Below are 23,545 nucleotides of genomic sequence, written 5' to 3'. Positions count from 1 at the left end.
AGCAGTTAGTTATGCTAAAAAGCAGTCTAAGTGATGAGTTCATCATTATTGAAATCATTCAAATATTAATATATATTTTTTGGTTAATAAATGTACAAATATGGCTGTGGCCTATAACGTTTGTTGTTACTGAAGTACGATATCGATTGGATATAACGTTATTTTAGCAAGGACGCTTTAATGACACCTCTGAAACGAAACCTCACTAGATTTTTTATCTTTTTCCTTGTGCTTTTTCTTAGCGCTACCATTTTTGGCTTTGTTTATTTTTTTAAAATGGAACGAAGCGAAGATATATTGAACACTCTTTATTTTAGAGAATTACAGCAGATAGAGAATGGAATACAGCGTAGCATAGAAAAAGTGAATAAAACCGGCAGCTATGCATTGTCGTCTTGGCGTGAAGGGAAAGATAAAAAAAGCAAAGTTTTTGATCAAGCAGAGAAAAGCTTTGAGGATAAAGCAAAGCAAAACTTCGAGGATCTAGCAAGTTCAGCGCAAGAGCTTAACGACATAAAACTACATTCTCCGGAGTTTACCTACGGTTACTGTAAAAAAGGAAAAGAATCGTTTTCCCTGAACATAGACGATTTCAATTCGGTCGAATTTACCAAAACGAAGTGCTTGGACGATGGATACAAAGGAACCCTAAGATTAAGCGCAAGTATTGATATGGTCCTTTCTCAAGGAGTAAACCGTTTTCAAACAGTAGCGTTAGTGGAAAGTAATGGCCTGGTGCAATCAATAGTTAACAACAGGGCTATGCTAACCAAAGAGCCAGAGCTTTATCTTAGAAAGATATCTTCTAAGGTTTTTTCCCAAAATACCGCGAAGTTAGGTGATAGTATTTCGCTTTACGGGACACATTTTGAGGACATAACCCTCGATAGAAACAACTACCGTGTCTATGTTCACCCGATAGTAAGTAGAGGCTTGAGCGCCGATAAAAAAGAGTACTTCTTAGTTGGCCTGGTGAATAAACAGTTAATAGTAACTGAAAAACTCAAGTTGCCTTCTGAAGTCCTCATGTGGCTTATATTAGCTCTATTGTTATTCATAGCATGTACGCCATTGCTAAAATTACGGTTTGTTAGTGCAACCTATGCCATACAAAGGGGGGATAAAAGCCAAATAATACTAGGGCTTATTATTGCGGTAGGTATTCTATCTATAGGACTATCTCAACAACTGTTTCAAGGTTATCTAGTATCCGTAAAAGAAGAACAGCTAAAAAACATTCATAAGTCTATTGTAAATGATGCGAAGAGTGAATTAGTTCGCATTATTACCGCTACTGACCCAAACCGCGCAGATAAAGTAGGGAAAGACAATAGGTTTGAAGTCTACGATATAAAAGTCCCCTATGAATGTAAACCTGAGCTTGGTGACTGTTCAATCCAATACATCATTGATAGTGGGTGGCAAGATAACATAGTTAATATACAACCTATCGAAACAAGAACCTTTCTAGAAACAGCAATATATTTAGATGGGAATGGAAAAATTCAGGTTGACGAGCTGGGTGAAAAACCTATGTACGCATCATCCAGATTAGAGCTTGGCAAAGATACAGACTTGTCACACCGCGAGTATTTTAAGCGGGGGAAGAAGAATGAGTTCTGGAGTTTTGGTAATAACAAACTATTTTTACAGCGTATTTTTAATATTGAAGATGGGCGATTGAATTCAGTTATTGCATATCCAGCAAAAAGCGCGAAAGAAACAAAAACTTCGAGTAAAAATCCAACAAACGACGAAGATAAAAGTACAAAATTAAAAGTAGTCGGCGCGAGGATATCTTCGCTGGTTGATAGAGTTTTACCAAAGAACTTTGGGTTTGCAGTTATCGATTCGCAAGGCGATGTGATTTATCACAGCACAGACTCATTGAGTTTGGTAGAAAACTTTTATACTGAAATTAACCAAGATCCGCTTGCGATTATTGCAAGCAATCATCGGCAAGGTGAAGTGATAAGCTTTGATGTGAATTATAAAGGCGCGCCTCATAAAATAGCGGTAGGTCCTCTGTTTGATTCTGACGAAAGCTCTACAGTCCCATGGAACTTGGTCGTGTTTTTTGACCCAAGTGAAGTGCATACAAACAATATGATCTTGGTATTTGTTGCTGTACTACTTTATCTCTTATTAATTATTCCTTCCTTTTTAGTGTGTCGATATTTGTTGGTCCAAAAGTTTTGGCAGGACATTTGTTATTATGACGTTGAAATAGACACTCGTTATTATACATTATTCACTGTTTTTGCAGTCTCGATGGTGAGTTGTGTAATTAGTTTAATGGGTATTGTGCATAGTCTTTTAGCGAGGTTGACGCTGTGGGGGCTGGCCTGCGTTGCAATGATGTTTGTTTTATGCTCACTGTGGCGACTAAATTATTCCGCTTATTTTGGCTGGTATCGCCCTAAAATAATAGCATCGTTGATAGTTATACCATTTTTTTTGCTTACTATTTGTGTGGATTGGAGACTTAACTACGACATTATCTTGTTAAACTGGCAAAGTGCTATTCTAGGAGGAATTACACTTTTAGCGGTTTCAGTGTTCATTTTGTATAGGCTTCAGTTTTGGAACAGCGAAGATAAAGGTAAACCCCTATTCAGCCCTAAGGCGGATACTCATTCTAGACAGAGAACAAATAAACAGCGATACCGCTTCCCTAACAATTACCCCGCCTATTTAGCCGCGCTTGTTTTTTTAGCCGCCGCTACACCTGCAACCATTATTACATACAGTGCTCATGAATATTTGTTGGAGCGGCAAGCAAATTTTGAAGAAGACTATTTAAGGCATAGCTTTAGAGCTAAGTCAGATGATCTTCTGAGGTACATGCGCTTTATTTCTGAAAAAGAAGATATAGAAGTGCCCTTCGCTTTTCCCAGTGATTATGAGTCTTTAACAGCATCTTTCGTTTTAGAAACGGCTCCCAGAAGTAAAGAGGAAAGCACTAATATTAAAGAGGTGGATGACTGGAATTGGTTTATTTTTGACAGTGATCACTCGTCTTCGACAGATAAGCTTTTTGACTTGCTTTTTAACTCTACATTCGATGGGACTGATTTTGTTAGTCATCTGACATACGAAGCAAAACTCACGCTAACCGAAGGTAAGCGCCGTAGTGACGCTTTTCATTACCGAGCTGATAATTTCATGGTTTCAGCCTTATCTGACCCAAGGAGTAGAGTAGTCATATTGTGTATGTTCTTATTTCTTCTAGTTATTTTTGTAACAGTTAGACAATTGATTGTTCGCCGGTTAATGGGGGAGCATTTACAGGATCAATACAGAGTTAGGACCAAAAGTGAAAAAATCGACTATTATGCTACTAGTTTTCCCGACTTAACAAAACTGGACGACGTTAGTAATAGACGCTCACAGCTTATACTTAATACTACTAGAGCATTGGCAGAGGTAGAGCTTAACGAAATTGCTAAAAATAAAGAGATAATTCTCTATCAACAACAAGTATTCAGAATTATGGATTGTTTAGACAAGTTTTATTCTTCTGAAGAGCATCTTGAAACATTTTTCTTTTTAAAAAAGCTTAGAGCTTTCCTTAATGCAAATAAAAATAAACGAATTATCGTTGCTATTTCAGCGTTGGAACAGATAAGCCTAGACAATTCTTTGAGGAAGGATGCATTAGAGCTTCTTTATGAAATCCATAAAGATCCTAAAATTAGATTAGTAATCATAGCTGAAACTGCACCCTTGTATCGTATTCTTACTCCAAAGGCTTACCAACCAAACTCAAATATTTCAGTAGACATAGATGAAAAAACTAGTTGGACGAAATTGTATTCTGAATTTGATAAATATTACGCATGGTCACCTGTATGCAAAAAAAGACTTGATAACCCATTTGCTCCGAAAGATTTATATGACTATGAAGTCAAGGCTTGGCCGGAAATGCGTGCATTAAAAGATAAGTATGACAGTTGCTTACTTCGCGAGCCTGAACAGGTTATAGAATATATGTTGGTGCATGCTGGGCCCATTTACAGGCGTAAATGGGAAGAGTGTACTATCAATGAAAAAGTAATTCTGTGGAGAATCGCAAATGGCGCATCGATTAACCCTGAAAGTACAACTACCATAGAGCGACTAATGAGACGTTGCTACCTGTATCGAGATAAAGGTTGGAGCTTGATAAATGAAAGCTTCAGGCAGTTTATACTTACAGCAGAGTCTGAAGCAACTATGAAAGAATGGCTAGATAATACGGATGTGGGAATGTGGACGGTATTAAGAGTTCCAATTTTTGCACTACTCTTGGTATTGGTTGCCGTTTTTGTTTATTCCAGCGGAAGCTCACTAGATACGTTTTTGGGTATCGCTACCGCGACTTTGGGCTTAATTCCCCTTTTAATCAAAAATATAAGTCTTTTGCGGGGAGGGACGGCAACTGATATTGAATGATGGCTGCGTATAAATGTTAGAAAATCTTAATAAAGAAACCCGCTTAAAAACGGGTTTCTTTAGTCATTCTATCACGATGTTGAAATGGTTAAAGCCAACATCTTCTGATATAGCCGCAGATTACTTAGCAACCTGCTGGTGAAGTTTGATTAGGTCAGGAAGCTTTTTCGCGTAAATTGCTTTCTTAGTACCTGGGTGAAGTAGTTGGCTTACGAAAGTGCGTAGGAAGCCAAGTACAAAAGTTTGAACTCGGTCAGCATCTGCTTCGCTTGGATTAGCGATAAGCGTTTCTGTTTCCGCTTGTACTTTATGTACAATTGGATCCATGGTGTCTTTGCCCGCAACAAGGTCGTTACCTGTAACTACACCTTTGCCAAGTAAGTCGCGTACGGCATCGTAAAGGTCGGCAGAAACAGCATTAGTTTGACCCCAATTTGCGATGTTGTACTCTTCAGAAATTTTATCTAGCTCGGCAGTTGGATCGCTAGATTTCAATAGGCCTTCAATAAGTTTGTGTGCTTCGGTTTTTTTTACAGGTGTTGATAATTCTGACATGATTTACTTGATGAAATAGTGAAAAAGCGTTTTATAAATACTTTTCTATTTGCTGTCAAGGTGGTTAGTTTTTAGACGCATTTATTTTCTATACCTATCAATTACTTACGCTTTTTCGTGCGGTAAAACCGTTTACAGTCATACACTAGGTTATTTTTAATGTCATTTAAGTTAGTTTTACGGTGTGTACCGTGAAAGCCATTTTCTTCGACCACGACGGTACACTTATCGACTCTGAAGTGACGCATTTCGAGTTATGGAAAACCATGCTTGCAGGTATGGGCAAAGAACTAACTTTCGAGTATTACCACACGCGTATGGCTGGTATCTCGGTAATGAACAATGCTAGTGATATCATTCGGGATTTCTCACTTGCTCTAACGCCCCAAGAGCTCTTCAAGAAGAGAAGGGCGCTGACACTTCAATTTTTACAGCGCCAAGCATTTCCGTTAATGCCTGGCGCAAAAGAAGCCCTTATGCTCTGTAAATCTCATAACTTGCGCGTAGCTATAGTAACGGGGGGCGCTCGTTTAGCGGTTGAAAAAACAGTGTCTTTCTATGATTTAGAAGATATTGTTGAGTGTATTGTTTCTTCTGATGATGTAGTTAAAGGTAAACCGTCACCTGATTGCTATTTAGCAGCCCTATCCCAAATGCAGTTGGCACCCCATGAAGTTATGGCAGTTGAAGATACTGAATTTGGTTTGCAAGCTGCCGTTAGTGCAGGAATTGAAACAGTGGCTATACCCACACCCTTGTCAGCTAATCATGATTTTTCTAAAGCGGCAGGCGTTTTTGAAAGTCTTTATGGCTGGGCAGCTTCGCTGCCCCAAAGGTGAGGAGTAGCTTCGCTACCCCAGAGGTAGGGAGAGCATCGCTGCCCTAAAGTAAATAGAGCAGCGATTATGCCGTCATTCGCTTATCGTCTTTCTGCGAATTCATATTCTGTTTAAAGCGCGCGGGGAAAGGTAATGTGAGTAAGGGGCGCTTTGCCTTCGCTTCTTTATCTTTAACCTCTTCAATATTCTTCGCAATACGAATATTATCGCTGCCCAACGTTTCCGCTTCGTTCTCTTTGGGAATTACCGCAACAGCTTCGCTTTCAAACTGACCTTTTGAAACGCTTTCTGCCTCTAGAAAAGCAATACCTGCCTTTTTGCCAAGGTTGTAATCGTGACGAAGCTGCGCATCAGTACTGCCTAACAGCTTACTTTGAAGTTTGTTAGGTGCAAAAATTTGAATTACCTCAACTCCTTCAGGTGGATTTTCGATAAACGCTAATTCTTTTTGATACGCATGTTCGTGTTGTAGCAAATAGTCGATAGTTTTTGGGCAGGTACCCGTTGCACACATAACTGCGCTTAGCTTTTGTAGCCAGGGTGATTGAGCTTGAAAGCCCTCGTCCACTGTTCTAATCACTACAATTTTTGTAGCACCACGGTTATAGGCCTCAGTTACAGGTAAAGGCGCGGCTAAACCACCATCTAAGTAAAAATCGGTATTAGCAGCTCGCTGGGCTTCAATTTCAGTGTGAAGCGGAACGCCTTGTTTGTATAACAAGGGCAGTGCGCTCGATGCTTTAATCAATTCAACCCAGTTGTTTTGGCTTTTCATTGGGTTTAGAAAATATGCTTTTCTGTCTCTAGAGTTCGTGGCTGTAAACAGTATTTCTCTATCTGCCACATTGTTTTTAGCCGTATCTAAATCTAATAAACGGTTAGCTTCTTGGGTTTTATCAAAGTACCAGTCTAAATCGACAATATGTTTGCCCACTAAACCACGGCCCATCTGAAAGAAACGCTTATGTCGTGTTAAGCCGCGAATAAGGCGTTTTGCATACCCTTTTTGACGTGCAACAAAACTTGTTAAGTTTTGCGAGCCTGCCGACGTGCCAATAAGGATATCGAAGGGGTCATGCCCTGCATCTAGCCATGTATCAAGTACACCTGCTGTGAAAATACCGCGCTGACCGCCACCTTCTGCGACTAAAGCAACTTTGCTATTAGCAGAATTTCCAGCATTACGAGTATTAGTTGATGCAGATTGTTGACCGAACATGATGACCCTCTATTTGACCATATATAAGTTGACTACTTGGTCTAATTGTAAGGAGATCACGTGTTAGGGGAAAATTGAAAGATTGAATCACATTAATAGGAAATAACTGATACAAAACGTTTTTTGTTATTACTGTGTGATTTTTATGTTTACATTTCGATCGTTACGAAGCAGTCTGAATAAATAACAGAAAGTTAGGCATGATAGGAAAAGTATCAATGAATATCGTGGTGTTAGGCGCGGGTAGTATTGGTTGTTATGTTGCAGGTTGTTTGTTGGCGTCCGGCTTTGCGCTTAATGGGTCTAATACGCTTACACTTATTGGTCGACAGCGATTATGCAACGACATCGTAGCAAATGGCTTGAAAGTGACAGACTGGCAGGGCCGCAATCAAATGAGCGACGCTCATCACGTCAGTTTTTCATTAAATAACGATAGCTTAGCTAATGCAGAGATCATTCTACTATGTGTTAAAAGCCAAGATACCGAGAGTGCTGCCAGCATAATTAATCAGTTTGCGAAGCCTCAAGCGCTTGTTATCAGTCTGCAAAACGGTGTGGGCAACGCTGATCTATTACGACAACATTTAGAACAAGTTGTTATTGCGGGCATGGTGCCTTTCAACGTTTTTTACAAAGGAAAGGGGCACTTCCATTGTGGTACAGAGGGGAATTTAGCTTTAGAAGATCCCGACAATCATTGTACAAAATTAGTTGAGGCGCTTGAAAACGCTTCCCTGCCGGTGACGATTTATAGAGATATGGCAGCGGTGCAGTATGGCAAGCTCATTATGAACTTGAATAACGCGGTCAATGCATTGTCTGGTATACCGCTTAAATCTCAACTAGGGGATAGGCAATACAGGTTGGTTATGGCTAAAGTATTGTTTGAAGCATTGAGGGTATTAGAAGCGGAAGGAATTACTCCAGCAAGAACCGGTAAGGTCATTCCCAAGCTGATGCCAAAAATTATGAAGCTGCCTAACTTTTTGTTCAAGGCGGTTGCTGCATCAACGCTTAAAATCGACCCCGAAGCACGCTCCTCCATGTATGAGGATTTGGTACTAGGAAGGCGTACTGAAATAGATTACTTAAACGGTGAGATAGTCAGGTTGGGCAAAAAGCATCATATCGCGACACCGGTCAACGCCTATATTGTTGAACTAGTTAAACAGAATGAGCAAAAACAAAAAGGAAGCCCGTGTCTGTCGGCAGGCGCTTTGCTACCTACTGAAAAGCATCAGTAAAACTTACCGTCTGCAAAAAACTGATTAGCTATTTATTTTTGTGCAGCAAAATTAATAGCGATTAATTGTGAAAAAGGAATTTTTGAAGTGTATTCACCAAGTGCACTTTATCAACCGGTTTACCAACGTGAGCATTCATGCCTGCGGCTAGGCATTCGTCGATATCTTGCTGCATTGCATTTGCAGTCAACGCCACGATCGGCGTATTTTTCTTAAGGATTTGGCGGATGTGTCGTGTCGCGCTTATGCCGTCCACCTGCGGCATCTGGACATCCATAAGAACTAAGTCGAATTCTTGTTTTGCCATTGCATCAATGGCCTCTTGTCCGTTAGACGCATAATGCAGATCCAATTTAAACTCTTCCAATAACGCCTTCATTACCTCTACATTAATATCATTGTCCTCGGCTAATAACACCCGCTTTCCAGCCAATAAATAGTGAGAATCTTCTTCGTTAGCTGCAGGAGACATACCGTCTGTGTCAGCAGCTATAGCAAAGCTTACGTCAAATGAAAATGTGGTTCCCTTGCCAAGTTCGCTTTCAACGGTTAAAGAAGAGCCCATTAATTTAAGCAGGTTGTTGGTAATATTAAGCCCCAATCCTGTACCGCCGTATTTTCGCGCGATAGAACTTTCCGCTTGCGTAAAAGGCGTAAACAGCTTTGCCTGGTTTTCTTTAGAGATGCCAATACCAGTATCTTTAACCCAACAATGAAGGGTGTAATGACTATCGCAAGCTTCAGTAACGCGAACACCTATTTCGACAATGCCTTCTTTAGAAAACTTGATGGCGTTACTGAGCAAATTAGCCATAATTTGCTTAAATCTAAGTTCATCGAACATCAGTTCATCTTTGAGGTTTTCATCAACATTTAGCACTAGGTTCAGGTCTTTGCGCTGCGCTTGGTCAGAAAAAATGTCAATTAATGTACTTATACTCGATTTTACGTGATGCGGCCCGATAGCTAACGTTAGTTTGCCGGCTTCTATTTTCGAAAAGTCCAATAGGTCATTGATAAGTTGCAGAAGCATTTCCGACGCAGTGACGATTTTCTTTGTTAAATCTTTCGTTTCTAAATCAGATGAACGTTTAGCTACGGTTTGACCAAATCCAATTATGGCATTCAAAGGCGTGCGGATCTCATGGCTAATATTTGATATAAACTCTGACTTAATACGGCTGTGTAGTTCGGCTTTGTCTTTTGCCGTTGAGTACAGTGCATTCGCCTGTCTTGATTTTTTTAGCAGAATTAAAATGATTACTATAGTAACCATCGTTAATGCGACCAATACAGAAAGTAGCATTGAGAATAACTCTTGTGTCTGTTGCGCTTGGTTTTTCAACTTTAACGCTTCTTCAAAAGCTTTGTTCTCATTCTCAAGTAAGTTCGCTCTTTCTTTTTCTTGGGTAATTTGTTGAACCAAGTTAGCGCTTTCAATTAGTTCTAAATCTTCGTACTTTTTCGCTTGTAAATATGCTTCGTGAAACACCTCAAACTGTTCGAACGCTAATTTATAATCACCTTTTGCTGCGGTGATATAAGCCGCAGTTTTGTCTAACTGGGCACGCCATGTCGTTTGTTCATCCTCCCGATTTTCATCATAAAGCTCGCGTGCAAGCGCTAGCGACTGATAGGCCTCATCTAACTCGCCTAAAGTAAGGTGTGCTTCTGCTTTCAAGCGATAAATTTCACTATTGTAAAAAGATGAAGAAAGGGGATGGGCTAGTACTTTTTCAGATAGCGCTATTGCAGCTTTTAATTCTCCAGCACGATAGTAAGTGGTTGCTATCCCGTAGGTTGCTAGAAATTCTGAATAGTTAATATCAATTTTTCTATCGTGTTCAACGGCGCGTTCGAAGTAGCCAATGGCGTTATCATAATCACCTAAATTTCGATATAAAATACCAATGGCATAAAGGTTGTCGCTTTCTAAAATCCGTTGATTGGCTGCTTGGGCGCCAGCTAGTGACTTTTCATAAAAGCGCAATGCAAGCTCGTAAGCCCTTACCGACTGATAGTAATCTGCCACGATAGAATCGTAGAGAGGCCTGAGGTAAGAAAGTTCATGAGTGATCAGCAAATCATTAACCGTATTAATAAGCTCTGCATTAGGAGCGAAAACCTGCCCCTCACTATAAGTAAGAATTTGGTAGATTAGGGCATAGGCTTTGACATCAGCGGGAAGGGATGGCGTAGAAATTATCGCGTCAAAACGTTTGTAAGCTTCTGTGTAGTCTGCACTTATGCCATACATTCTCGCTATTCCTGCTGCGATAATGAGGCCATCTCTGGATTTATCTTCTAGCTCTTTTAATTCGCGTAAAATATTGTCATTCGGTCGCTGATGGATTAACAATTGGTAGCGAGCGTATAAAGCGGCGACCGTTCTTTTTTCGTCTACTATTAATGTATCCGATAGCAAAAGCGTTTCTAACTCATCAATTGCAGCGCCTATTGGCGTGGGCGAGACAGTTTCTACTTGCCGACTGATTTCGTTAACCCGGTCAGCTATCGAAGCGTGAACATCAAACGCAGCAAAACTTATTGCAAACACAAATAATAATGTAGAACAAAAAAAACGGGTCAAAGTCAGGCGCCTCCCATGCGAATGCACCCTCTATATTAAACGATTAAGGTAGTTTATAACTTAGTCAATAAGTCTAAACTATTCGAAGGTACGACAACATTTCAAGGAGAAGAGAAAATGAATGAGAGTATTAAACTCAACTACGTAGAGTTTGGGTCCTTACACTTAAACGCATCTAAAACGTTTTTTGAATCTGCGTTTAACTGGAGCTTTACTGACTACGGTAGTGAGTATAGTGCCTTTAGAAATTCAGGGTTAGATGGCGGCATCTTTGCAGCGGAACGGGTTTCAAAAGCAGAGAGCGGGGCGCCCTTGTTAGTACTTTATGCTAGTAACATTGCTAGAGCACAACGTAATGTAGAAAGCGCGGGCGGAACAATTACCAAACCATTATTTGATTTTCCCGGTGGGTGCCGTTTTCATTTTGTAGAGCCTGGCGGCAATGAACTTGCTGTTTGGTCTGAGTCGGCTAACTAGTATCATACTCTTTTCTAATGTTTTACGTACATTACGAGGAATACTAGAAATAAAAAACGCCTTACCAGTTAATGGTAAGGCGTTTTAGGTTTTACTGAGTAAAATTAAGTTTTAGTTTTGCTCAAGCACAATACGCAGCATTCTGCGAAGCGGCTCTGCAGCTCCCCATAAAAGCTGATCGCCAACGGTGAACGCTGAGATATACTCAGGGCCCATGTTAAGCTTGCGGATACGACCTACTGGAATAGACAGCGTACCGGTTACCTTGGCTGGCGTGAGTTCCTGCATAGTCACTTCACGATCATCAGGCACGACTTTTACCCAGTCATTGTGTTTTGCTAAGATTTCTTCAATCTCGCTAACCGGCAGATCTTTCTTCAATTTAAGCGTAATCGCTTGGCTGTGACAGCGCATGGCACCTACCCGTACGCAAATACCGTCGATAGGTACTTCGCCGCCTTTTATGCCTAGAATTTTGTTTGCTTCAGCTTGGGCCTTCCACTCTTCACGGCTTTGACCTGAAGGTAGTTGCGAATCGATATAAGGGATTAAGCTACCCGCAAGCGGTACACCAAACTGTTCACTTGGGTAATCTGCGCTTCGAATAAACTCGGACACTTGCTGATCGATATCTAAAATTGCGGTAGCCGGATCTGCTACTTTATCTTTTACATTGCTGTGAATAGCGCCCATTTGGCTAATAAGTTCACGCATATGCTTAGCGCCTGAGCCTGAAGCCGCTTGGTAAGTCATTGGAGATGCCCACTCAACAAGGTCTTTTTCAAATAGACCTCCTAGCGCAAGCAGCATAAGGGAAACGGTACAGTTTCCACCCACGTATGTGCGAATACCTTTTTCAATGCCACTATCAATTTCTTTACGGTTCACTGGGTCTAGTACAATAACCGCATCATCTTTCATGCGAAGGGCAGACGCTGCGTCAATCCAATAGCCATTCCAGCCAGACGCACGAAGGTCATCATAAACGGCTTTCGTGTAGTCGCCGCCCTGACAAGTAATAATAATATCTTGTTTTGATAGCGCCTCGATGTCGTGCGCATCTTCTAAAACACCTGCATCTTTGCCAGCAAAGTTTGGCGCTGCAATACCCTTTTGAGAGGTGGTAAAAAAGGTGGGCTCAATGTGCGCGAAATCTTGCTCTTCTTGCATTCGCTGCATTAAAACTGAGCCAACCATACCGCGCCAGCCCACTAAACCTACTTTTTGTTGTGACATTAAACTGAGAACCCTTGTTACTAAAATGAAAAGTACTTCATCACTTATGTTTGTAGCAATTGGCCAATACTCTAGCCTTTTTATAAATTGGCGTGTATTGGAAAAACATAAAAGTGATGTCGAACGCCGCGTGCCTAGCGCACTGGCGCAATACCTGTCGTTTTTATTTTTATCTCCGCAGTCTAAGTGTTATTTGGCGCGCTGGCTAGATGGTTTTTATAAATAATCTATTGCTGATATAAGCATTTTAAACACGATGAAAATGTAAGCTGTTTATTATATAGATTACCTTGAAACTGCTTTAACGAAACCTGCGCTTATCGAGTTTAGGCATTATTGATAACTTAATGTCAGGCAATTAATTAAAAGAAAGATTGAGCCAGAATTTTTTGAGAAGATTAACGGGTAGAGAGCAATAATGAAAACAGTATTGATAACAGGTGCCACTGACGGCATTGGTCTAGAAACGGTAAAGATGTTGGGCAAAGAAGGTCACAACGTAATTTTACACGGTAGAAATAACGCGAAACTGGAGAATATAAAAGGTGCGCTAGAGGCTCAATTTCCAGGAAGTACGTTTGATACTGTTCAAGCCGATTTATCTTCGTTCGATGATGTAAGGCAGCTCGCAATTGCAGTAAAAGCCAAAAATAAACATCTAGATGTATTAATAAATAATGCCGGCGTATTTACAATGGATAACCCCGTCACAAGCGCAGGCCTAGATGCCAGATTTATGGTGAACACCATAGCGCCTTATATGCTCACTTTAGGGTTAATCGATGTAATGGATGCACAAAGTAGAGTGATAAATGTGTCATCGGCTGCACAGGCTCCTATTAATTGGAGCGCGTTACGCGGTGAAATTCAGCTCTCAGATGGTGCTGCCTACGCGCAAAGCAAGCTAGCGATTACCATGTGGACCATGAACTTGGGCAGTAAATACAAAAATAATGGCCCTAAAACGGTATCTGTAAATCCGAAGTCGCTTTTGGGCAGCAAAATGGTGAAAAGCGCTTACGGTATTGCTGGGGGCGACCTGAAGCTTGGCGCACAAATTTTTATGGATGCCGCTTTCTCTGACCGGTTTGCCGATGTTGCAGGAGATTACTTTGATAATGACCACAATACCTTTGCTGCACCACATCCGTTTGCTAATGATCCTTCTCATATTAAGATGTTAATTGCCGAATTAGACGCCATCATCGCGGCGCATTAACGTTTTTGATACGCTGTAAAATTAGCTTCTCTATTTTATGCTCTGATTAAATAGACAAAACTTCAAACACCTTGCTAGTGAAAAATAGGCCTACAAATTGCTTTAAACCTTATTAGTAATCCCTCACAATGTGTGAGGGATTATAAAATGTTGAGATACGTTAGACGAATAATGTAGTTCTTAACATGGACAAAAAGTGAGGAAAGCATGCAGTACGATAGCCACAACAAATTTGCTACGACAACCGTATTTTTACACTGGCTGGTGGGGTTAACCATTATCGGGTTACTCGCTACCGGCATTTACATGTCAGAAAATGGTGTTTATGCGCTTTATCCATGGCACAAGGCCATTGGTTTTATCATCTTATTTGTCGCGTTAGCCCGCGTAATATGGCGTATGAAGAACGGCTGGCCCAGTGCAGCTGCTAACTACAAACCCATTGAACACAAGTTAGCCACAGTGGTGCATTGGGTTCTGATTATTGCAACATTAATGATGCCTATATCAGGTTTAATGGCCTCGGTACTTGGAGGGCACGGCCTATCCGTTTTCGGGTTGGAAGTATTTGCCCAAAACTTTAGTGTGGAAGACCCAGAAAAAACACTGCCTATCAATTACGAGCTGTCTAAGCTGGGTGGAGCGATTCACTTCTATTTAGGATACACGGTAATTGTCGCTTTATCGCTACACATTGCTGGCGCGCTTAAGCATCACATCATTGATAAGGACGGTACGTTAAAGCGTATGCTGGGTAAAACAATTAGTGAATAAAGTGTGACGCACTTAAATACATCTATCTAGATGTACCATTGAGTGAGTAATAGCACTAAGATGAAAAAGAAAGCCGAGTTATCTAATAACTCGGCTTTTGTATATTAGAAAGGCGCAAAACTATCTTTTGGCGCGTTGGGAACCGTCCATCTCGATTTAGCATCAGCTTTTGACGTTGGTAAAACGCCCCGCGGAATTTGCATACTATCGCCATAAAGCCATAGCACCATGTTAGTTCTGCTGCCACCAGTAATTGGCTGGGCGGCGTGAGGTACACTGCCTCTGTGCAGCATAGCAACACCTGGTGCAAACACTGTACGTGTTACCTTGCCCGTTTCCTGATTAAAGAAGTCAACTTCCGACCCTTTAAAGGTTTCCCCTGGCACATTTAGGTTGATATTCAATGTCGCAGCAGACGCGTCAGTGTGCGGTCTAAGCGATGTGTCCATGCCTTCCTGATATTGAATTGAAAACCCGAACGTCTGGCTATCGAACCCCATTACTTCAGGAAATAGCAAACGTGAAATAGGGCGCATGTACTTGTCCATGATTAGGTTATAAAACGTTTGGAACGTAGGTGCGGCCAAGTAACCTTCAGAACGTGCATCCAACATACCCCCGTTGCGATTTAGCGCAATACCGTAAGGAGGGCGAAGGGGTATGCCGGCATCGGCTACACCGTCTAAATAAGCGCGCAGAAGATGAAGTTTTTCAACATCAAATAGCTGTGCTTGATATACACCTGGCAGAACCTCTTCCCATAAATTTGCTACAGCTTGTTCTTTAGCTGGGTCTTCCCACGCTAGCGTAACAGCATTGCGAAGCGGTTCGCTTATCAAGTTTTCTGTTACCCACTCAGCTAATTGCTCGTTTTGCTCATCCCATTCCTGCCATGCGCTCTCAAGTAATAAGCGGTTGCTGTCCCAAAAGCGCTGAACCGACGGCGCTCGTTTTAACATTTCATCGCGACTAGGAAGGGCTAGCGAGCGTGCTTGTTGCAAGGCTCCGTTTGTTGCTTCAACGTTATCTATAGTTGCTGTTTGCGTTTTTGAAAGGGTCATAAATATTCTCCGTTTAAATGCACTGTATCGGCGCAGGTTACTCGTTTGCATTGATGACAGTGCGTCGATGGCAAAAGAATATTGCACTTTTTAAAATTTAAAAATGCGTTATTTATAGAGTCAGAATATAGATTTTGTTGAAAATTGAAGTATGCCAATAAATTATCAATAAAAACTAAATACTGCTTCAGTACTTATGGTGTTTTTCATTCAAATTGCTGTAGGTATAGTGCTCGACCTAATTAACGCTTCGTCTTAAAAAACGAATAGTGTGCAACTTTTTAATGGGGGGAGATAAAATGAATGCTTCAGTTAATTACCACGTAAGAAAGCCTTTTACACAGGCATTTGAGTTTGATGTAGATGGTATTGATGGCAACTTGATATCGCCCGAACTTTTAACGACCAATGTTAATGTCTTCGACATACGAAATAGCGACGTGAATATTGGTTTCAAAACCCATGGAATTACTTTTTTAGAAGGGCTTAAGGTGGTTCCTTACCCATTCAATGAAGATGAAGAAGCATTATATAATCGTAAAATAGTGGAACTGCTTCAATCACAAATTGGTGCGGAAGAAGTCTTGGTATTTGATCATACTGTACGTATCGATGATGAAAATGCGTCGCGCAGACCTGCGAGAAACGTGCACAATGATTACAGTGAAAAAGGCATTCAAAAGCGTCTTATTGATTTAGTTGGAGAAGAAAAAGCCGCTGAATATCACAAAGGGCACTTTGGTTTCGTAAACCTGTGGAGACCCGTTGAAAACACCATCATGTCTTCCCCCTTAGGTTTTATCTGCCCTGACTCCATGGATGTCGAAGACTGGATAAACATCGAGCTTTGGTATCCAGACCGCAAAGGGGAGATTTTAGGCGTAGCGCCTAACCCTCAACATCGCTGGTTCTATAAATCTAAAATGCGCGTGGATGAAGGTATTATTTTTAATATTTACGATAACAGTGGGATCCCCCATTTAGCGCACAGTGCATTGGACATGAACGAAGAAGGCGCTAAAAGTACAACGCGTAAGAGTATTGAAAGTAGAATGCTGGTAAAATATTAGGATGGCGTGAAGAGCGCTAACTCATATCTTCATCATCTAGCCTGCACTGGTTAGCAAAGATAAGGTAGTCGTCTGGCGCCGATACTTTATTTTGTTTCGCTTTATACATAGCAATATCGGCCAGCTTAATCAGTGCATGCAAATTACGACTTGTTTGAGGGTAAAAGGCAACGCCGACGCTCATAGAAACCACCGTTGGCTTACTATCGTTGTTAAAATAAAAAGGTTGTTTAACGCCAGCATTCACTTTATCTACCACTTTCTGAACCGACGCTTCATCATCCGCTTGCAGTAACAACATAAATTCATCGCCGCCCCATCGTATCGCGACATCGTTTTTGCGTATTTTTTCTTTCAATTGCTCAGCAACAAAAATGAGAACCTCGTCACCCGCATCGTGACCGTAAATATCATTTACCGCTTTAAAACCGTTAAGGTCGATCAGTGCCAACGCGAACTGGTGTTCCTTTCTCATGAGTTTGGTTATGAGCTTTTCACCGCCATTTCGATTGTAGATACCCGTTAAAGCGTCAAAATCTGCTTGTAGCGCAAGCTTTTGTAACTCTTGTCTACGACTCGAAATGTCATTTAACGTAAGCTGGTAGTAACGTTCACCTTCTTCTGTCAATAATGGGCTAGCAATAAGTTGAACCCAAATGGCATTGTCATTTGCGCTACTTTTTAGCTTGTACTCTCCTGTCGCAAACTCGTTTCGTGCAAAGGCTTCTTGAAGTGCTGCTTTCATTGCTTCTGGTGTTTCGAATAGTTCGTCCAACAGTTCGCCATAGCCTTGCTTTATTCCAAGCTCCGTTTTCTCTACTAAATCATTAAACGCGTCGTTTCGAAGCGCTATAGTGCCATTCTCAGCCATCAACACAGTTGCAGTTTTGGCGTTCTCAAACAGCATTCTAAATCGTTTTTCAAGAAATTCGATTTCTTCTCTTAATTGTCGTTCTTGGGTAAATTGCTCTTCGACTTTGTTCAGCAGTTGGTTAGTGTCGTAAACGAGTTTGCCTATTTCACTGCGCGAGTGATATTTAGGCGTTGGGATCCTCTGAGATGTTCCAGGCGTGATTTGGTGTAAAGAGCGGCCTACTCGTAACATAGGGGAAATGATAATGTAGTAGGTGATTATCAACGCCACTATACCAACTACCAAGGCTTCAGCGTACAGTGAGTAGCTGTTGTCGATACTGGTTTTTTCTGCTTGGTGAATAATGTATTCGAAATTAGGGTAGACATTCACCTCAGCAAGCGATTCTTCTGGCATAAAAGGGTGCCTAACCACAAACACCCGAGGTTCAATGCTTTTATTGATAGCTTCAGTTACATTCGTCTGGTAGTAAAGGGCCTCGCTTTTTATAGAGGCCGCTAGAATTTTGTCAGTTTTAACCAAACCATTTATGGCTTCTTTTGCTAAGTCTTCATCTTCTAAAAAAGCCGCGATGGATGCGGTTGCACCAACGGTTTGATAAAGCTCTTCGATATCCCTGTTAGCTTCGTTTATTTCGTTTTCATAAGTCACGCGATAAAAAAATTCAGCGGTAGTAAGTACCACTAACATTGCCGCTGCAACTAAAAACAGCGAAAAACGAAAACCTAGACCTTGTACGTTAATCAAAACGATAAACTACCTTCATGTTGCTGGTGACCGTCGACTCATAAACATAGGCCAGTGCCGATTCGTCTTCCTCAAGCCGCACCTTAACATCGTCGATGGTCTGCTCTACCGCGGGAGGTTTAACACGGCCTGAGAATTTTAGTCGCGACCAATAGGCATTAACCCTCGCAAGAGGAAGGCCCACTAAAGACTTGTAAAACTGACTTTTCAATTCGGAATCTAGTTCTACATCAATAGGCGTGGCTTCTTTTCCATTTGGGAACGCCGAGTATTTACCCATAAATAAATCGATTAAGCCTTTTTTATCCAATACCTGCACCTCGTTGTTAGGGTTAGTGACAACGACAATTTTTTCTTGCGCTTGCGCCATAGAAAAAATGCTTAGCGTTAGTAGTGTTATAACAGTTATCAAGGGGATGGGTTTTAATAAATACATACTCCCCCCTTAAAAGCTAAAACTTAAGGCGAGGAATAGGGTGTGTGCTATACCGCCTTCATCGTCAACGACTAAACCATCGCGGGCACGAAGGCCGGTACCTCTTGCTTTAACGTTGGTTCGTTCAACTTGTGCCTTAAACGCTAGGTTTTCTCGTAGGTCCCAGCGCCAGCCCACAGAGAATGTCTTCTGCCGGTGAGCCAGTGTGCTGGCTACCTCTTCTACAAACATAGCGAGTTCAGCTGTAGCAGGAATGATGGGAAATTCAGGCTGCTCTTCGCTTAGAAAGTAGGTATCGGTTTCTGCAAAAGAAAATAGACCGTAAAAGGTATGCGCACCATAAAGGTAACTAATATTTAGAAAACCGTTAAAAGAGGGCCTTAATGCAACAGATTCTGAATCAATATGCGAAAGTTCACCGGATACTTCCCAGTCGCCTAAATAACGGTTGGCATAAAGAGAAGTATATTGAATAGTCGCGTCGCGCAGTCGCAGTGAATCCGAAAAGTCAGCCGCGCCGCTCCAAAAAGGTTGTAATAACTCTACAGCGGAGGTGACTTGTGCTATATCGAAATTATCGTTATCAGCTTCGGTGCGTGTGTGTTTTAACGCTACGCTCCAATCAAAAGCGGTTAATTCAATGCCAAGCGTGCGTAAATTTTCAAAGGTGATAGGTTCGAAATCTTTACTTGAAAAGTCGCTTTCTCCTTTACCCCAAAATCCTTTAACTGATAAGTTGAAGTTTTCATAACGTTTCAAGTAACTGATATCAGCGCCATCAAGGCTTCTAGCCGGGACAATGCCGTAAACTTCTGTAGGCACTTTCACCCAAGGGTAGGCAATAGATACATCCCTCGTATCACTAAAATGGAAGATATCGGCTGCAAGTCTTCCGGCTCTAACCTGCCACGAAGGCGTTAGGTTATAGCGCAAAAAAGCCATCTGCGTTATTGAGTCTATGTCCTGCTCATCTTGCTCTCTATAAACAAATTGCCCTACGAAGTCGAGGTTGTTTGAAAGGCTGTAATCGAGCTGCACGCCAATAAGACTTAAAGGCTTAAATGCAAAGCCATCTTTTTTGGCAAATTCGGCTTGAGCCCGGTCGTTTCGAAATTGATACTTGTTGGTATCAGCGGTAGCGGTTGCTAAGGTGCCAAAACCGCTAATCTTAAGTTTGCTTTGTTCTGCTGCTGCAACGTTAGCTAGCAGCAGGCTGAAGATGGCCGTGAAGAACAAGTACGGCTTTTTCATCATTGTATTACCCAATTTGACGTCTGCGTTAAATGTTGCCGAAAAAGCATTGTTTCGACAATTTTACTTTAGTACAAGCATAGTAGAGAAACGGAGAAGCTACTGAAAAATTGGTGTTTTGTTTTAAGTGTCAAAAAGTGTGAGGAAGCCAGTCCTTTAAAATTTCAGTAGCTTTAAACGACTAATCCGCTTAGCTTTTCATCCCAATAAGGTGTGCCGCTAAAGCGTTCAGCTAAGAAATCGATGAAAGCGCGAACCTTGGGGGCCAGTAAACGATTGCTGGGATACACCGCCCATAGTGCACAATCTGTGGCTAAAGGATAATCTTGCAGTAATTGAACTAGCTCGCCACTTTCTAACTGAGGGTAGCTACACCAGGTAGCAGTAAGGGTGATACCACAGCCTTGAATACAGGCATCGCGCACCGCTTCACCATTATCCATACGTAAATGATTAGGCGTTTTCACTGATGTAACCCCATGGGCTCCCTTAAAGTCCCACACCTCTAGCCCTGTTAGGTTTACTATCTTGTGGTTTTTTAAGTCGGATGGTGTTTCTGGAGCGCCGTATTTATCTATATAGCTTTTGGCGGCGACAATAATACGTTTGTCATCAGCGAGTTTTTTCGCGTGTAAATTACTGTCTTTCAATTCGGCATCGCGAATGGCAACATCAAAGCCACCTTCTACCACATCCAAAATACTGTCGCTGAACCTGAAATCGATATTTAGCTGTGGGTATTGTTCTAAAAATTCAGGGATCGCAGGTACTAAATGCATTCGACCAAATGAAGCGGGAGCAGTGACGCGTAATGTACCTTGCGGTGTTTGCGCGCCGCTGCCAACAGCGGCTTGCGCAGTTTCAATACTGTCTAACACTTCTTGCGCATGGGGCAGAAAAAGCTTTCCATCATCGGTAAGTGACACTTTTCGGGTGGTTCGATGAATAAGTCTAACACCTAGCGTTTCTTCCAGTTTGCCAATATGGGCGCTCGCCACAGCAGGTGAAATATTAAGTTCACGCCCAGCCAAACTAATATTGGCTGTGCTCGCAATACGCACAAAAAGCTTAAGGTGTTCTATGTTCATTTGGATTATCAATAAAATCTAAAAACTGTTTGCCTTTATACACTAATTATCATCTGGAGTTCTAGTGCTTATGATTAGTTCCGTACCCAAACAACAGGCTTTAAAGGAGCTTAATCATGAAAGCGATGGTAATAAACGAATTTGGCGGTTCAGAACAATTTACTCAAAACGATATTGCAGAACCTTCTGTAAAGGCTGGCCACGTAATTGTGCGTATTGCAGCAAGCAGCGTTAACACAATCGACATGATGATTCGTCAATCGGGTGCCGACTTACCCTTTGCTCCACAACTACCAGGCGTTCTAGGTATGGACTTCGCAGGCACTGTTGAAGCTGTTGGTGAAGGCGTTACAGACTATAAAGTAGGTGATGAAGTTTACGGCTGTGCCGGTGGTCTTGGCGACTTACAAGGCTCACTTGCAGAAAAAATGCTGGCCGATGTTCGCCTTATCGCTCACAAACCTTCGTCTCTTTCTATGAAAGAAGCGGCAGCCATTCCTCTTGTAGGTATTACCGCGTTTGAGGGGCTAACTCGCGCACTCACCAGTGAGGGGCAAAAAGTACTCGTTCATGGCGGTGCTGGTGGAGTAGGGCATATAGCAGTACAGCTTGCCAAGCATATGAAGGCTACCGTATTTGCGACGGGTGGCTCTAATGAGCAAAAAGAAATTATTGAATCTTTAGGTGCAACCTACATCGATTTCCGTAGTGAATCAGTTGAAGACTACGTAAGTAAATACACTGATGGTAACGGCTTTGACGTGATTTTCGATACGGTTGGCGGTAATAACCTTCAAAATTCATTCGCTGCTGCAAAATTAAACGGTCAGGTTTCGACTACTTTATCTTTACTAGAAACCGACTTGTCGCCTGTTCATTTTAGAGGACTAAGCCTGAACGTCGTGTTTATGTTATTGCCTATGATCCACAACGTGGGCCGCGAAGCGCATGGCGAAATACTTAAACAGCTGGCGACCATTGTAGATGCAGGCGCACTAAAACCGATTATTGATGCCGAAGACTATACATTCGAGCAAATCGCACAGGCTCACGATCGTTTGGCAAGCGGTAAAGCAGTAGGCAAAGTCGTCGTTACCGTAGACTAGTTTTATCCTTTGAAGTTAAGGTAAACAAACTTCCCGTAGTGCTTCCCTTAGCACACCCTTCGCCGCAGTAATCTTTACTGCGGCTTTTTTATTTGTATCTTTTATTTAAAAGCGCCGTTTGGCAAAAGTCTGTGCTATCTACACAGTTCAAATGTTTTATAATTCTCTGTGCAAAGGAGAACTAAACGTGAATGAATATGCTCGGTATTTTAATGGCTACCCTTCAACTATTGTAGAACAAGCCGTACAGCTAATTTCGGACAATCGGCTAAAAAGCTACTTGTTGAAAAAATATCCTAAAGCCCATGATATAACTACAGATAAGCTGCTTTACCAGTACGCGACGAATTTTAAAAAGCAGTACTTAAAAAATGCGCCCCCATTTGGGCGCGCCGCGTTTAAGAAACAGGGAGATATGGTTACCAATGCGTTAGGTACGCATACCTACCGTATGCAAGGTAAAACGCGCAAACACGACTTAGCCATTAATAGTGATTTGCTGCGTGCACCTGAGCCTTTATTAAAAGCCTTAGTAGTGCACGAGTTGGCGCACTTTAAAGAAAAGGACCACAACAAAGCTTTCTATAACCTTTGTTGCTACATGGAGCCTGATTACCATCAGCTTGAGCTAGACTTGCGGTTATTCTGCGTAGCCGTTGCGATGGGAGAGAATCCTTATGGGTAGTACTTATGCCTTGATCTTAGGGGACGTCTATAATTGTAGTGCCGCTAATACGGCGGTATAGCGGTTAAAGTGAAAGATGTTAAGTGAATAAGGAGTATTGATGAGCATTGCTAAAATTATGTCTACTCGTGTAGTCAGTGTGCATATGGACGACAGCTTGCAGTCATTAAGAGAGCTATTTGCGGCAACAGGGTTTCATCATTTGGTTGTGGTTCACGATAATAAACTTCAGGGCATTATATCTGATAGAGACTTAATGAAATCGGTTAGCCCTTTCGTCGACACGTTAAGTGAGCGTATGCTTGATCGTGCAACGCTGGATAAACGCGCCCATCAAATTATGACCCGTGAAGTGATAACGCTAAATCCCACTGATTCAGTATTCGCGGCCATTGAGCTTTTCAATACGCATAAAATTTCCTGCATTCCCATCATTGATAAAGATAAGCACCCAGTTGGCATGGTGTCGTGGCGAGATGTAATGAAGTTTATGCAAAGTAGGGTAGAGGCAAAGCGCTAGCTCTGATCTATTTAGCCCTACTTTGTACTATTTGTTTGACTTGGGTTAGTGGTATTAATTTAACGATGCCCTGCAACCTTTAGGCATAGAAGCCCTTCCACCAGAGCAAAAAAAGCT

Annotated in this window: 19 protein-coding genes; 10 read left to right on the top strand and 9 right to left on the bottom strand. The window is 41.7% G+C overall.

The features are described 5' to 3' along the window. Window positions 1-180 precede the first annotated feature (180 nt). Window positions 181-4,434 (top strand): PDC sensor domain-containing protein, encoded by a 4,254-nt coding sequence (locus tag ACYX4N_RS14865; protein WP_476054571.1) that lies wholly within the window; start codon window positions 181-183, stop codon window positions 4,432-4,434. Window positions 4,435-4,554: 120 nt separating this feature from the next. Here ACYX4N_RS14865 and ACYX4N_RS14860 read toward each other — a convergent pair whose 3' ends face one another. Further along, window positions 4,555-4,989 carry a hypothetical protein gene (locus tag ACYX4N_RS14860; protein ID WP_476054570.1) on the bottom strand — a complete coding sequence of 145 codons (435 nt, stop codon included), beginning with the start codon at window positions 4,987-4,989 and terminating at the stop codon, window positions 4,555-4,557. Window positions 4,990-5,180: 191 nt separating this feature from the next. On the opposite strand from ACYX4N_RS14860, the gene ACYX4N_RS14855 reads away from it, so the two are divergent. Continuing rightward, window positions 5,181-5,828, top strand: a complete 648-nt coding sequence (locus ACYX4N_RS14855; RefSeq protein ID WP_476054569.1) for an HAD family hydrolase — start codon at window positions 5,181-5,183, stop codon at window positions 5,826-5,828. 64 nt (window positions 5,829-5,892) lie between these two features. Here ACYX4N_RS14855 and ACYX4N_RS14850 read toward each other — a convergent pair whose 3' ends face one another. Further along, window positions 5,893-7,047 (bottom strand): patatin-like phospholipase family protein, encoded by a 1,155-nt coding sequence (locus tag ACYX4N_RS14850; RefSeq protein ID WP_476054568.1) that lies wholly within the window; start codon window positions 7,045-7,047, stop codon window positions 5,893-5,895. Window positions 7,048-7,265: 218 nt separating this feature from the next. On the opposite strand from ACYX4N_RS14850, the gene ACYX4N_RS14845 reads away from it, so the two are divergent. Further along, complete coding sequence (locus tag ACYX4N_RS14845; protein WP_476056456.1) at window positions 7,266-8,294, top strand: 2-dehydropantoate 2-reductase; 1,029 nt, start codon at window positions 7,266-7,268, stop codon at window positions 8,292-8,294. A gap of 61 nt (window positions 8,295-8,355) precedes the next feature. Here the strand turns inward: ACYX4N_RS14845 and ACYX4N_RS14840 are convergent, their stop codons facing one another. Further along, on the bottom strand, window positions 8,356-10,884 hold the full coding sequence (locus ACYX4N_RS14840; RefSeq protein WP_476054567.1) for an ATP-binding protein: 2,529 nt from the start codon (window positions 10,882-10,884) through the stop codon (window positions 8,356-8,358). A gap of 117 nt (window positions 10,885-11,001) precedes the next feature. Here ACYX4N_RS14840 and ACYX4N_RS14835 point away from each other — a divergent pair, with 117 nt between their 5' ends. Continuing rightward, window positions 11,002-11,361, top strand: coding sequence for a VOC family protein (locus ACYX4N_RS14835; protein ID WP_476054566.1), 360 nt, complete (start codon window positions 11,002-11,004; stop codon window positions 11,359-11,361). A 111-nt stretch (window positions 11,362-11,472) separates the two neighbouring features. Here ACYX4N_RS14835 and asd read toward each other — a convergent pair whose 3' ends face one another. Continuing rightward, complete coding sequence (gene asd / locus ACYX4N_RS14830; RefSeq protein WP_476054565.1) at window positions 11,473-12,597, bottom strand: aspartate-semialdehyde dehydrogenase; 1,125 nt, start codon at window positions 12,595-12,597, stop codon at window positions 11,473-11,475. A 415-nt stretch (window positions 12,598-13,012) separates the two neighbouring features. Here asd and ACYX4N_RS14825 point away from each other — a divergent pair, with 415 nt between their 5' ends. Further along, complete coding sequence (locus ACYX4N_RS14825) at window positions 13,013-13,816, top strand: SDR family NAD(P)-dependent oxidoreductase (protein ID WP_476056455.1); 804 nt, start codon at window positions 13,013-13,015, stop codon at window positions 13,814-13,816. Between the two features lie 207 nt (window positions 13,817-14,023). Next, window positions 14,024-14,590 carry a cytochrome b gene (locus ACYX4N_RS14820; RefSeq protein ID WP_474835124.1) on the top strand — a complete coding sequence of 189 codons (567 nt, stop codon included), beginning with the start codon at window positions 14,024-14,026 and terminating at the stop codon, window positions 14,588-14,590. A gap of 104 nt (window positions 14,591-14,694) precedes the next feature. Here ACYX4N_RS14820 and ACYX4N_RS14815 read toward each other — a convergent pair whose 3' ends face one another. After that, window positions 14,695-15,651, bottom strand: coding sequence for a 2OG-Fe(II) oxygenase family protein (locus ACYX4N_RS14815; protein WP_476054564.1), 957 nt, complete (start codon window positions 15,649-15,651; stop codon window positions 14,695-14,697). A 299-nt stretch (window positions 15,652-15,950) separates the two neighbouring features. Between ACYX4N_RS14815 and ACYX4N_RS14810 the strand changes: the two genes are divergently transcribed. After that, window positions 15,951-16,721, top strand: coding sequence for a CmcJ/NvfI family oxidoreductase (locus ACYX4N_RS14810; protein ID WP_476054563.1), 771 nt, complete (start codon window positions 15,951-15,953; stop codon window positions 16,719-16,721). Between the two features lie 16 nt (window positions 16,722-16,737). Here the strand turns inward: ACYX4N_RS14810 and ACYX4N_RS14805 are convergent, their stop codons facing one another. The 4 genes from ACYX4N_RS14805 to ACYX4N_RS14790 all read right to left on the bottom strand — a co-directional run bounded on the left by ACYX4N_RS14805 (window position 16,738) and on the right by ACYX4N_RS14790 (window position 21,117). Next, on the bottom strand, window positions 16,738-18,342 hold the full coding sequence (locus ACYX4N_RS14805; RefSeq protein ID WP_476054562.1) for a sensor domain-containing diguanylate cyclase: 1,605 nt from the start codon (window positions 18,340-18,342) through the stop codon (window positions 16,738-16,740). Continuing rightward, complete coding sequence (locus ACYX4N_RS14800; RefSeq protein ID WP_476054561.1) at window positions 18,335-18,778, bottom strand: hypothetical protein; 444 nt, start codon at window positions 18,776-18,778, stop codon at window positions 18,335-18,337. The genes ACYX4N_RS14805 and ACYX4N_RS14800 overlap by 8 nt, the downstream gene beginning before the upstream one ends. A 9-nt stretch (window positions 18,779-18,787) precedes the next feature. Next, a complete protein-coding gene (locus tag ACYX4N_RS14795) occupies window positions 18,788-20,032 on the bottom strand; it encodes a hypothetical protein (protein ID WP_476054560.1) in 1,245 nt (414 codons plus the stop codon). A 170-nt stretch (window positions 20,033-20,202) separates the two neighbouring features. After that, complete coding sequence (locus tag ACYX4N_RS14790) at window positions 20,203-21,117, bottom strand: LysR family transcriptional regulator (RefSeq protein WP_476054559.1); 915 nt, start codon at window positions 21,115-21,117, stop codon at window positions 20,203-20,205. 116 nt (window positions 21,118-21,233) lie between these two features. On the opposite strand from ACYX4N_RS14790, the gene ACYX4N_RS14785 reads away from it, so the two are divergent. From ACYX4N_RS14785 to ACYX4N_RS14775, 3 genes are all read left to right on the top strand, one after another. After that, entirely contained in the window at window positions 21,234-22,223 is a 990-nt protein-coding gene (locus ACYX4N_RS14785; protein WP_476054558.1) for a zinc-dependent alcohol dehydrogenase family protein, read from the top strand. A gap of 187 nt (window positions 22,224-22,410) precedes the next feature. Then, window positions 22,411-22,908: a M48 metallopeptidase family protein gene (locus ACYX4N_RS14780; RefSeq protein WP_476054557.1), complete on the top strand. Its 498-nt coding sequence runs from the start codon at window positions 22,411-22,413 to the stop codon at window positions 22,906-22,908. A 100-nt stretch (window positions 22,909-23,008) separates the two neighbouring features. After that, window positions 23,009-23,428 carry a CBS domain-containing protein gene (locus ACYX4N_RS14775; RefSeq protein ID WP_474807835.1) on the top strand — a complete coding sequence of 140 codons (420 nt, stop codon included), beginning with the start codon at window positions 23,009-23,011 and terminating at the stop codon, window positions 23,426-23,428. The last annotated feature ends 117 nt before the right edge of the window (window positions 23,429-23,545 follow it).

The sequence above is a fragment of the Alteromonas sp. ABH4_452 genome, assembly GCF_056311825.1.
Note: the sequence above shows the minus strand (reverse complement) of the source record. Positions and strands in the feature narration are given on the sequence as shown.